The following is an 11198-nucleotide window of genomic DNA, read 5'->3' as shown; positions in this document are numbered from 1 at the left end:
GGATTCGGACATGGGCGGCTCGGCTTCCTGGTGACGGATGCCGTAGCGTCGCCCGAAAAAAAAGCCGCGGCATGCGGCTTGTGGCTGCGGTGATCCGGGTTTTCCCTTGGATGGCTCGGATCGTCGCTGGCGTCGCGTTCTGCGCGCTTCGGCTTACTTCAGCAGGCCTTCGGCCTTCATCGCTTCCTGAACGGCGGGGCGGGCGGCCACGCGAGCGTGCCAGGCCAGCACGTTGGGGAAGTCCGAGATGTCCACGCCGGTGGGCTTGGTCCAGTTGGTGACGGTGAACAGGTAGCCGTCGGCCACGCTGAAATGCTCGCCCATCAGGTACTGCTTGGCGGCGAGTTCGCTGTCGAGCCACTGGAAGCGGGCCTTGAGCTTGTCCTTGGAGATGGTCTTGGCTTCCTCGGGCATGGCCGGGTTGAACAGCGGGCTGAAGCCCTTGTGCATCTCGGTGCCGATGAAGGTCAGCCATTCCTGCAGGCGGTAGCGCGGCATCGTGCCGTTGGCGGGTGCGAGGTTCTTGGTGGGGGCGAGGTCGGCAATGTACTGGACGATGGCCGGGCCTTCACGCAGGCGGGTGCCGTCGTCGAGCTCGAGCATCGGCACGTAGCCCAGCGGGTTGATGCCGTAGTAGTCGGTGCCGTCCTGCAGCTTGTGGCTCTTGGTGCTGGCCAGCACCGGCTCGAAGGCGATGCCCGCTTCGTGCAGTGCGATGTGGGGAGAGAGCGAGCAGGCGCCGGGCGAGTAGTACAGCTTCATTCGAAAAAACTCCAATGGATAGAAGGAAAAGATCTGTGCGACCGAAAGGGATGCTAGCGGGTTTGGCTGCATCGCGTTTTTGTCCTACGGCGGCTCGCGCGTGGCGACTATCGGGCGGCGCGGCGGGGCTTCCTACAGTCCGGACACGGCGGCGCATGCCCGCCGCAAAGCAACCAAGGAGTGGTTCACCATGCTCAAGTACGCGATCATTTTTGCGGTCATCTCGCTCGTGGCGGGTCTGCTGGGCTTCGGCGGCGTGGCGGCCGGCGCGGCGGGCATCGCCAAGCTGCTGTTCGGCCTGTTCCTCGTGCTGGCGGTGCTGTTCGTGGTGCTGGCCGCACTTGGCGTGGGCGCGGTGAAGAAGGCGCTCGATTGACCGCCTTGCCCCATGCCATGCACCTGTCGCACGTCGATCTGCGCCTGGACTACGAGGTGGACGCCCCGGCGCACCTGCGGCTGAACATCGAGGCCGCGCGCACGGGTGCGCAGGCGGTGCTGGCCGAGACGCTCACCATCGAGCCGCCCGCGCGGCTGCGGGTGGGCTGCGAGGCCGACAGCGGCAACCGCTTCGTGCGTTTCGACGCGGCGCCCGGGCCGCTGACCATCGTCTACCGCGCGACGGTGCGGCGCCCGGTGGTGCATGTGCCGGCCACCTTGCCCGAGGTGCCGGTGAGCCAGCTGCCCGACGCGGTGCTGGGCGACCTGCTGCCCACGCGCTATTGCGAGTCGGACCTGCTGGCGCGCTGCGCCCAGCAGCTCTTCGGCGACCTGCCGCCGGGCATCGGCCGCGTGCAGGCGATTGCCGACTGGATCCACGACAGCATCGTCTACGTGCCGGGCAGCAGCGACTCGACCACCACGGCGCGCGAGGTGTTCGTGCAGCGCGCCGGCGTGTGCCGCGACTTCGCGCACCTGGGCATCACCTTCTGCCGCGCGCTCAACATTCCGGCGCGGCTGGTGGTGGGCTACGTGTGGTTCGACGAGCCACCGCAGGACTTCCATGCCGTGTTCGAAGCCTGGCTCGGCGGGCAGTGGGTGCTGTTCGATCCGACGCGCATGGCGCCCGTCGACCGGCTGGTGCGCGTGGGCACGGGGCGCGACGCGAAGGACGTGGCCTTCTCCACGATCTTCGGCGCGGTGCGCATGACCGACAAGAAGCTCGCCGTGCGCGAGCTGCAGGACGAGCGGGCCATTGCGCCGCGCACGCCGGCGCCCAGCGGCGAGCTGCGGGGCATCGAGAAGCCTGAACCGGTGCTCTGACCCTCCCAAGTGACCGTCCGATGCGGGTTGTTTGCTATTAAATATATAGCAACCTGCGCAATGACGGCGAGGCTTCGGGCCGATTTTGGCGTGGCTCCCTAGCTTGTCCACACAGGGGTTGCGGCAGGGCATCACCGCTTAAAATTAGTGCCCTTTTTTGCGCCGCGCACGCGTCTGTGGTGCGCCCCCTTTTTCCAATGCTGTACCCCGAAGAATTCGATGTGATCGTCGTCGGCGGTGGCCATGCCGGCACCGAAGCCGCGCTCGCTTCCGCACGCATGGGCGCCAAGACGCTGCTGCTCTCCCACAACATCGAGACGCTGGGGCAGATGAGCTGCAACCCGTCGATCGGCGGCATCGGCAAGGGCCACCTCGTGAAGGAGGTCGACGCGCTCGGCGGCGCGATGGCCATTGCCACGGACGAGGCGGGCATCCAGTTCCGCATCCTCAATTCGAGCAAGGGCCCGGCCGTGCGCGCCACGCGGGCGCAGGCCGACCGCGTGCTGTACAAGGCCGCGATCCGCCACCGCCTGGAAAACCAGCCGAACCTCAGCCTGTTCCAGCAAGCCGTCGACGACCTGATGATCGAAGGCGATCGCGTGGTCGGCGCCGTCACGCAGGTGGGCATTTCTTTCCGCGCGCGCACCGTGGTGCTGACCGCGGGCACGTTCCTCGACGGCCGCATCCACGTCGGCCTCGACAACTACCAGGCCGGCCGCGCGGGCGACCCGCCGGCGATCAGCCTGTCGGCACGCCTGAAGGAACTCAAGCTGCCGCAGGGTCGCCTCAAGACCGGCACGCCGCCGCGCCTGGACGGCCGCAGCATCGACTTCTCGAAGTGCACCGAACAACCCGGCGACGGCATGCCCGGTGGGGCAGGGCCGATGCCGGTGTTCAGCTTCATGGGCAAGGTCGAGATGCACCCGCAGCAGATGCCGTGCTGGGTGACGCACACCAACCAGCGCACGCACGACATCATCCGCTCGGGCTTCGACCGCAGCCCGATGTTCACCGGCAAGATCGACGGCGTCGGTCCGCGCTACTGCCCGAGCGTCGAAGACAAGATCAACCGCTTCGCCGACAAGGACAGCCACCAGATCTTTCTCGAGCCCGAAGGCCTGACGACCAACGAGTACTACCCGAACGGGATCTCGACCAGCTTGCCGTTCGACATCCAGTACCAGCTGGTGCGCTCGATGTCGGGCCTGGAAAACGCCCACATCCTGCGTCCGGGCTACGCCATCGAGTACGACTACTTCGATCCGCGCGAGCTCAAGAGCAGCTTCGAGACGCGTGCGATCCGCGGCCTGTTCTTTGCCGGACAGATCAACGGCACCACCGGCTACGAAGAAGCCGCGGCCCAGGGCCTGTTCGCCGGCATCAACGCCGCGCTGCAATGCCGGGGCGAAGACGCCTGGCTGCCGCGCCGCGACGAGGCCTACCTCGGTGTGCTGGTCGACGACCTGATCACCAAGGGCGTGACCGAGCCGTACCGCATGTTCACCAGCCGCGCCGAGTTCCGGCTGCAGCTGCGCGAGGACAACGCCGACATGCGCCTGACCGAAGCAGGGCGCAAGCTGGGCCTCGTGGACGATGCGCGCTGGGACGCTTTCAGCCGCAAGCGCGACGCTGTTTCACGTGAAACAGAACGGCTCAAGTCGATCTGGGTGAACCCGCGCAACCTGCCGGCGACCGAGTCGGCCCGGGTGCTGGGCAAGGCCATCGAGCACGAATACAACCTGGCCGACCTGCTGCGCCGGCCCGACGTGAACTACGAAACCCTGATGTCGCTGGACGGCGGCAAGTACGGACCGTCGTCGGCGCTGAGCGCTTCCGAGATCGAGCAGATCGAGATCTCGGCCAAGTACTCCGGCTACATCGAGCGCCAGCACGACGAAGTGGAGCGCGCCGCCCACTTCGAGAACCTGAAGCTGCCGGCCGATTTCGACTACGGCCAGGTCAAGGCCCTGAGCTTCGAGGTGCGCCAGAAGCTGGACAAGCACCGGCCCGAGACGCTGGGGCTGGCATCACGCATCTCGGGCGTCACGCCCGCCGCGATCTCGCTGCTGATGATTCACCTGCGCAAGGGGGGACACAAGGCCTTCGCCCGCGACGCCGCCGATACCGCCACAGCCACAGAAACCACCGAAGCTGCAGCCACCGAGCCGCACACCGCACCATGAGCGCGACGCCCCTCGACACGCTGCGCGCAGGCGCAGCCGCCCTGGGCGTGGCCCTGTCCGACACGCAGGGCGAACAGCTGCTGGCCTACGGCACGCTGATGCTCAAGTGGAACAAGGTCTACAACCTGACGGCCGTGCGCGACCCGGCCGGCGTCATGACGCACCACCTACTCGACAGCCTCGCGGCCGTCGCACCGCTGCAGCGCGAGTGGGCAGGGAAGGGCAGGCTGCTCGACGTCGGCTCCGGCGGCGGTCTGCCGGGCGTGGTGATCGCCATCATGCGGCCCGACATCGAGGTCAGCTGCCTCGACGCGGTCGCCAAGAAGGCGGCCTTCGTGCAGCAGGTGGCGGCCGAACTGGAGCTGCCGAAACTGCGTGGCCTACACGCGCGGGTCGAATCGCTGGCCGGCAGCTACGAGGTGATCAGCTCGCGCGCCTTCGCGTCGCTGCCCGATTTCTTCAACGGCTCGGTGCATCTGCTGGCATCGGGCGGCGTCTGGCTGGCCATGAAGGGCAAGGTGCCGACCGACGAACTGGCCGTCTTGCCGGCCGGCGTCGCAGTGTTTCACGTGGAACAACTGACGGTGCCGGGCCTGGACGCCGAGCGCTGCATCGTCTGGGCGCGCAAAGAGGCCGCCTGATTTCGTAAAAGATGCGACGGCGCCGGCAAAAGCCGGTGCCGGAGCAATCTTTCTGGCGCTGGCCTGCCTTAGACTCGAAGCCTCCCCCTGGCTCTCTTTTTCGAGGCAAATCCCATGTTCGGCATCGCTGACTACGGCGCATTCGTCGCCGCCATCGTCCTGTTCCTTCTGATTCCCGGCCCGGGCAATCTGGCGCTGATCACTTCGACCAGCAAAGGCGGCATTCGTGGCGGCCTGGCAGCGACCTTCGGCGTGATCCTGGGAGACCAGGTCCTGATGTGGGCGGCGGTGGCGGGCGTGTCGGCCGTGCTGGCTGCTTACCCGGCCGCCTTCAAGGCGGTGCAGTGGCTGGGCGCCGCCTACCTGGCGTGGCTCGGTCTCAAGATGCTCCTGGCCAAGCCCGGCGCGGCACCGATCCTGAACATCCGCCCGAGCCATTTCCTGCGCCAGGCGCTGACGATCACCTTGCTGAACCCCAAGGCGATCGTGTTCTACATGGCCTTCTTCCCGCTGTTCGTCGATCCGGCGCGCCACCAGGGTGTCATCACCTTCGGCGCCATGGCCGTGACCATCGCCGCGCTGACCTTCCTGTACGGCCTGACCTCGACGCTGCTCACGCACTTCCTGGCCGAGCGCATCCGTGCCAATCCCCGCATCTCGGCCACGCTCGAAAAGCTGGCCGGCACCTTCCTGATTGCCTTCGGCATCAAGCTCGCGATCTCGCGCTGACCGACCCCGACGACCCGCACTGACGACACATGGCCAAGATTTTCTGCATCGCCAACCAGAAGGGCGGCGTCGGCAAGACCACCACCACTGTCAATCTCGCCGCCGGCCTGGCCAAGGTGGGCCAGCGCGTGCTGATGATCGACCTCGATCCCCAGGGCAACGCCACCATGGGCTCGGGCATCGACAAGCGCCAGCTGGAGCTCACGGTGTACGACGTGCTGCTCGAGTCGGCCTCGGTGGCCGAGGCGCGGGTGAAGTCCGACAAGCTCGTGGAGGCCGAAGCCAGCTACGACGTGCTGGGCGCCAACCGTGAGCTGGCCGGCGCCGAAGTCGAAATGGTGGCGCTCGACCGCCGCGAAAAACGCCTGCGCACCGCGCTGGCGGCGGTCGGTGCCGAGTACGACTTCGTGCTCATCGACTGCCCGCCGAGCCTGAGCCTGCTCACGCTCAACGGCCTGTGCGCGGCCCACGGCGTGATCGTGCCGATGCAGTGCGAGTACTTCGCGCTCGAAGGGCTCACGGACCTGGTCAACACCATCAAGCAGGTGCACGCCAACCTCAACAAGAACCTGCAGATCATCGGCCTGCTGCGCGTGATGTTCGATCCGCGCATCACGCTGCAGCAGCAGGTGAGCGAGCAGCTCAAGTCCCACTTCGGCGACAAGGTGTTCGACACCGTGATCCCGCGCAATGTGCGCCTGGCCGAAGCGCCGAGCTACGGCCTGCCGGGCGTGGTGTTCGACCCGGCCGCCCGCGGCAGCCAGGCCTTCATCGCCTTCGCGGAAGAGCTGGTCGCCAAGATGCCGCCCGCGAGCGCCTTCGCCTCGGGCGCGGTGGCACCGCCGGTCACGCCCCCGCCGCGCGTGGTGCCCGACCTGCCGATTCCCGACGATGTGCTGGCCGCCGCGCCTTCCGCGTCCGTCGCCGATACCGATCAAAACCCCGTCTGATGCTCGCCCAATGGGCGGCAGGCGCTATCAAGTTCGTAGCAACCAGCCATGAGTGAACCCCGCATCCTGCTGCTGCCCGGATGGCAGAACAGCGGCCCCGGCCATTGGCAGACCCGCTGGGAGTCGGTCTACGGCGACCGCCGCGTCGACCAGCACGAATGGATGCGCCCGCTGCGCGGCGACTGGTCGATCCGCCTCGAAGAAGAAGTGCTGGCCGCGCCGGGCCAAGTGGTGCTGGCTGCGCACAGCCTCGGCTGCATCCTTACCGCCGCCTGGGCCGCACATTCGCGTAACACGCACAAAGTGCGCGGCGCGCTGCTGGTGGCCCCCGGCGACCTGGAGCGCGACGACCTGCGCCAACTGATTCCCGGCTGGGCGCCCATCGTGCGCCGGCCGCTGCCGTTTCCGGCCGTGCTCATCGCCGCCAACGACGACCCGTACTGCGAAGCCTCGCGCTCGAAGCAGCTGGCCCGCGACTGGGGCGCACGCTTCATCGATGCCGGCACCGGCGGCCACCTGAACGCCGAATCCGGCCTGGGCGACTGGCCCGAAGGCCGGAAACTCCTGAACGACCTCTCGAAAGACACGCACTGATGGCGACCAAGAAACCCAAGGGCCTGGGCCGCGGCCTCGAAGCGCTGCTCGGCCCGACGGCCGCACCCTCCGCCGATCCGCTCGGCAATGGCAGCGACCGCGCCACGGAAGAGGGCGGTGCCCCGCAGAACCCCAACACCCTGAAGCTCGACCAGATGGTGGCCGGCGTCTACCAGCCGCGCACCCGCATGGACGAGGGCGCGCTGTACGAGCTGGCCGAGAGCATCAAGGTGCAGGGCATCATGCAGCCGATCCTGGTGCGCCGGCTCGACGCCGAATCGGCCGCGGCCAAGAACGCCGAGTACGAAATCATCGCGGGCGAGCGGCGCTTCCGTGCCGCCCGGCTCGCCGGCCTGGACACCGTGCCGGTGCTGGTGCGCGATGTGCCCAACGAAGCCGCCGCGGCCATGTCGCTCATCGAGAACATCCAGCGCGAAGACCTCAACCCGCTGGAAGAAGCCCAAGGCCTGCAACGCCTGGTGACCGAGTTTGGGCTCACTCACGAAATGGCGGCCCAGGCCGTCGGCCGTTCGCGCAGTGCCGCCAGCAACCTGCTGCGCCTGCTGAACTTGGCCGAGCCCGCCCAGCTGATGCTGATGGCCGGCGACATCGACATGGGCCATGCGCGCGCGCTGCTGTCGCTCGACCGCGGCACGCAGATCACCGCCGCCAACCAGATCGCCGCCAAGAAGATGTCGGTGCGCGAGGCCGAGGCGCTGGTGAAGAAGCTCGCGGCCGAGTTCACGCTCACGCCTTCGCGGCGCGGCAATGCCGGCGAGAAGTCGCGCGACCTGCAGCGCGTGGAAGAAGAGCTGGCCGACCTGCTCACGGCCGAGGTCGAGGTGCGCATCAAGAAGCGCACGAAGCGCGGCGAAAGTGGCGAGCTGGCGATCCACTTCGGCTCCATCGAGGCGCTCAACGGACTCATCGAGCGCATCCGCCGAACGGCCTAGTTCGACCTGTGTTGCGAAGACGGACCCCTGCGTTCGTTTGATTGATTCCTGCAATCCTTTGCGCGTATCCTCGATCGCGGTTTTTCTTTCAGCCCTGCAAGACCACCACCATCGAAACGAGGGAGTCGACCATGCCGTTCTTCGCCACCAAGTTCCCGCTCGCCGCAGTCGCCGTCGGCGCGCTGCTGCTCACGGGCTGCGCCACCACCGACATGCAGATGGGCAGCCAGTCGGCCAAGACCATGGCCACCGGCAGCGCCGCCGGCGGTGCCACCTCGGGCGAGAGCAGCCAGCTCGAGCGCTGCGAATCGCCGCTCGGGACCGTGTCGCTGGTCGAGAACGTCAACGCCGGCTGGTACACCATCCTCACGGGCGAGTACCGCCTGCCGCCTACTGCAAATCTGTTGCGTTTGCTGGTGCAGCAGTCGAACTGCTTCATCGTGGTCGAGCGCGGCGCGGCCGGCATGAACGCGATGACGCGTGAACGCGCGCTACAGCAGTCGGGCGAGATGCGCGGCGGCAGCAACTTCGGCCGCGGCCAGATGGTGGCGTCCGACTACGGCCTGTCGCCCGAGATCGTGTTCAGCAACAGCGATGCCGGCGGCATCGGTGGCGCGCTCGGCGGCCTCGTGGGCGGCGGCCGTGGCCGTGCCATCGCAGCCGTCGGCGGCAGCCTGCAGACCAAGGAAGCCAGCGCCTTGCTGACGCTCATCGACAACCGCTCGGGCGTGCAGGTCGCGGCAGCCGAGGGCAGCGCCTCCAAGACCGACTTCGGCGCCTTCGGTGGCCTGGCCGGCCGCAGCGGCGCCGGTGGCCTTGGCGGCTACACCAACACGGCACAAGGCAAGGTGATTGCCGCAGCCTTCATGGACGCCTTCAACCAGATGGTCCGTTCGCTGCGCAACTACAAGGCGCAGACGGTGCGCGGCCAGGGCCTGGGCGGCGGTGGCCGCTTGGGCGTCGACGGTGGCGCCGCGCCTTCGCAGACCTACGTACCGCCGGAGCCGGCACCGGCACGCCGCCGCAGGTAAGAACAGGACGCGGGCCTTCGGGCCACGAAAAAGCCCGGCGCTCTTGCGAGCCGCCGGGCTTTTTCATTGATGCGTGATCGCGAGGGATCAGAGGCTGAAGATCTTGCCCGGGTTCATGATGTTCTTCGGATCGAGCGCGCGCTTGATCGTGCGCATCATGTCGATCGCGCCCACGCCGGCTTCGGTCACCAGGAAGTCCATCTTGTGCAGGCCCACGCCGTGCTCACCGGTGCAGGTGCCTTCGAGAGCCAGCGCGCGGCTCACCAGCGCGTGGTTCAACTCTTCGGCCTTCACGCGCTCTTCGGGGATGTTCGGGTCGAGCAGGTAGCCGAAGTGGAAGTTGCCGTCGCCCACGTGGCCGACGAGGAAGTAGGGGATGCCGCTGGCATCAGCTTCGGCCACCGAGTCGAGCAGGCAGTCGGCCAGGCGCGAGATCGGCACGCAGGTGTCGGTGGAGATCACGCGGCAGCCCGGGCGCGACTGCACGGCCGCGAAGTAGCTGTTGTGCCGCGCGGTCCACAGGCGCGTGCGTTCTTCCGGCGTGCTGGCCCATTCGAAGGCGTTGCCGCCGTGGCCGCTCGCGAGTTCCTGCACCGTCTCGGCCTGCTCCTTCACGCCGGCGGGCGAGCCGTGGAATTCCATCAGCAGCATCGGCTCTTCGCGCAGGTTGAGCTTGGCGTAGGCGTTCACCATGCGCACCGTGTTCACGTCGATCAGCTCCACGCGCGCGATCGGCACGCCGAGCTGGATGGTCTCGATGGTGGTGCGCACCGCGGCCTCGATGCTCGGGAACGAGCAGATCGCCGCCGACACCGCCTCGGGCAGCGGGTAGATGCGCAGCGTGACCTCGGAGACCACGCCCAACGTGCCTTCGCTGCCCACCATGAGGCGCGTGAGGTCGTAGCCGGCCGACGACTTCTTGGCGCGCGTGCCGGTGCGGATGATGTCGCCGCTGGCCGTGACCACTTCGAGCGCCAGCACGTTCTCGCGCATCGTGCCGTAGCGCACCGCGTTCGTGCCGCTGGCGCGCGTGGCCGTCATGCCGCCGATGGAGGCGTCGGCGCCCGGGTCGATGGGGAAAAACAGGCCCGTGCTCTTGATCTCTTCGTTGAGCTGCTTGCGCGTGACGCCCGGTTGCACCGTCACCGTGAGGTCGTCGGCGTTGATCGACAGCACCTGGTTCATGCGCGACACGTCGATGCTGATGCCGCCTTGCACCGCGAGCAGGTGGCCTTCGAGCGAAGAGCCCACGCCGAAGGGGATGACCGGCACGCTGTGCTCGCTCGCGAGCTTCACGGCATCGGCAACATCTTGCGTGCTTTCGGCGAACACCACGGCGGAGGGCGGCGGTGCGTCGAACGACGACTCGTCGCGCCCGTGCTGCGTGCGCACCGCCATCGCCGTGGAACAGTTGTCGCCGAAGCGCGCCTTCAGCCCGTCGATCAGGGCCGCGGGAACGTCGCGCAGATGGAGCGCCGGCATCAGGTGCGAGGTGGAAGTCGGGGCGTTCATCGGGCGTCTCCTGGAGGGGCTGAGGGGGATCGGTCATTTTACGGAGCGCGCACCATAATGCGCTTCGGTAAAAGACATGAACCCCACGACCCTTGCAGCCCTCGCGGCCTTTCCCTCGCAGCTCGAAGCTCACTACGCGGCCATTCCCAAAGCCTTCCGGCATTGGGCGCCGCCTTCGTGGGAGGGCGTGCCCAGCGAGGCCTTCACCGCCATCGAGCAGCTGTGCCATGTGCGCGACATCGAGATCGAGGGCTACCACGTGCGCTTTCGCCGCACGCTCGCCGAGACCCATCCGACGCTCGCATCGATCGACAGCGAGCCGCTGGCCATCGAGCGCCATTACGCCGCGGCCGACCCTGCAGCGGTGCTCGCCGAGTTCCGCCAGGCGCGTGTGCAGACGATGGAAATCATCTCGCAGCTGAGCGACGCGCAGCTGGCGCGCACGGCCGTGTTCGAGGGCTACGGCCCGCTCACGATGCGCAGCCTCATCCATTACCTGTGCAGCCACGACCATCAGCATCTGGCCGGACTGCAATGGCTGGCCGGCAAGATCGACGCCGCCGGCCTCACGACCTGAACCGAG

The 11198-nt window shown here is 67.6% G+C and carries 12 protein-coding genes; 10 read left to right on the top strand and 2 right to left on the bottom strand.

The features are described 5' to 3' along the window. Positions 1 to 153: 153 nt before the first annotated feature. A complete protein-coding gene (gene gstA, locus AC07XP_RS29305) occupies positions 154 to 762 on the bottom strand; it encodes a glutathione transferase GstA (protein WP_139704705.1) in 609 nt (202 codons plus the stop codon). Between the two features lie 190 nt (positions 763 to 952). Between gstA and AC07XP_RS29300 the strand changes: the two genes are divergently transcribed. The 9 genes from AC07XP_RS29300 to AC07XP_RS29260 all read left to right on the top strand — a co-directional run bounded on the left by AC07XP_RS29300 (position 953) and on the right by AC07XP_RS29260 (position 9103). Continuing rightward, positions 953 to 1138 carry a DUF1328 family protein gene (locus AC07XP_RS29300; RefSeq protein WP_013538518.1) on the top strand — a complete coding sequence of 62 codons (186 nt, stop codon included), beginning with the start codon at positions 953 to 955 and terminating at the stop codon, positions 1136 to 1138. Continuing rightward, positions 1135 to 2022, top strand: coding sequence for a transglutaminase-like domain-containing protein (locus AC07XP_RS29295; protein ID WP_495266641.1), 888 nt, complete (start codon positions 1135 to 1137; stop codon positions 2020 to 2022). The genes AC07XP_RS29300 and AC07XP_RS29295 overlap by 4 nt, the downstream gene beginning before the upstream one ends. Positions 2023 to 2219: 197 nt before the next feature. Further along, complete coding sequence (gene mnmG, locus AC07XP_RS29290; protein WP_495266640.1) at positions 2220 to 4205, top strand: tRNA uridine-5-carboxymethylaminomethyl(34) synthesis enzyme MnmG; 1986 nt, start codon at positions 2220 to 2222, stop codon at positions 4203 to 4205. Next, positions 4202 to 4846, top strand: coding sequence for a 16S rRNA (guanine(527)-N(7))-methyltransferase RsmG (gene rsmG / locus AC07XP_RS29285; RefSeq protein ID WP_495266639.1), 645 nt, complete (start codon positions 4202 to 4204; stop codon positions 4844 to 4846). The genes mnmG and rsmG overlap by 4 nt, the downstream gene beginning before the upstream one ends. A gap of 114 nt (positions 4847 to 4960) precedes the next feature. Beyond that, the gene (locus AC07XP_RS29280) at positions 4961 to 5575 is read left to right on the top strand and encodes a LysE family transporter (RefSeq protein WP_095743039.1); all 615 of its coding nucleotides are present in this window, start codon (positions 4961 to 4963) and stop codon (positions 5573 to 5575) included. Between the two features lie 29 nt (positions 5576 to 5604). After that, entirely contained in the window at positions 5605 to 6525 is a 921-nt protein-coding gene (locus AC07XP_RS29275; RefSeq protein WP_095743040.1) for a ParA family protein, read from the top strand. Positions 6526 to 6573: 48 nt separating this feature from the next. Further along, positions 6574 to 7119 carry an RBBP9/YdeN family alpha/beta hydrolase gene (locus AC07XP_RS29270; protein ID WP_495266638.1) on the top strand — a complete coding sequence of 182 codons (546 nt, stop codon included), beginning with the start codon at positions 6574 to 6576 and terminating at the stop codon, positions 7117 to 7119. Next, positions 7119 to 8072, top strand: coding sequence for a ParB/RepB/Spo0J family partition protein (locus AC07XP_RS29265; protein ID WP_095743042.1), 954 nt, complete (start codon positions 7119 to 7121; stop codon positions 8070 to 8072). The genes AC07XP_RS29270 and AC07XP_RS29265 overlap by 1 nt, the downstream gene beginning before the upstream one ends. A gap of 131 nt (positions 8073 to 8203) precedes the next feature. Continuing rightward, positions 8204 to 9103, top strand: a complete 900-nt coding sequence (locus AC07XP_RS29260; protein ID WP_070061439.1) for a CsgG/HfaB family protein — start codon at positions 8204 to 8206, stop codon at positions 9101 to 9103. Positions 9104 to 9190: 87 nt separating this feature from the next. On the opposite strand, the gene AC07XP_RS29255 is transcribed toward AC07XP_RS29260, so the two are convergent. Then, complete coding sequence (locus AC07XP_RS29255) at positions 9191 to 10615, bottom strand: FAD-binding oxidoreductase (RefSeq protein ID WP_495266637.1); 1425 nt, start codon at positions 10613 to 10615, stop codon at positions 9191 to 9193. A gap of 76 nt (positions 10616 to 10691) precedes the next feature. On the opposite strand from AC07XP_RS29255, the gene AC07XP_RS29250 reads away from it, so the two are divergent. Next, complete coding sequence (locus AC07XP_RS29250; RefSeq protein WP_495266636.1) at positions 10692 to 11192, top strand: DinB family protein; 501 nt, start codon at positions 10692 to 10694, stop codon at positions 11190 to 11192. Positions 11193 to 11198: the final 6 nt, after the last annotated feature.

Source organism: Variovorax sp. GW531-E2 (genome assembly GCF_059423125.1).
Note: the sequence above shows the minus strand (reverse complement) of the source record. Positions and strands in the feature narration are given on the sequence as shown.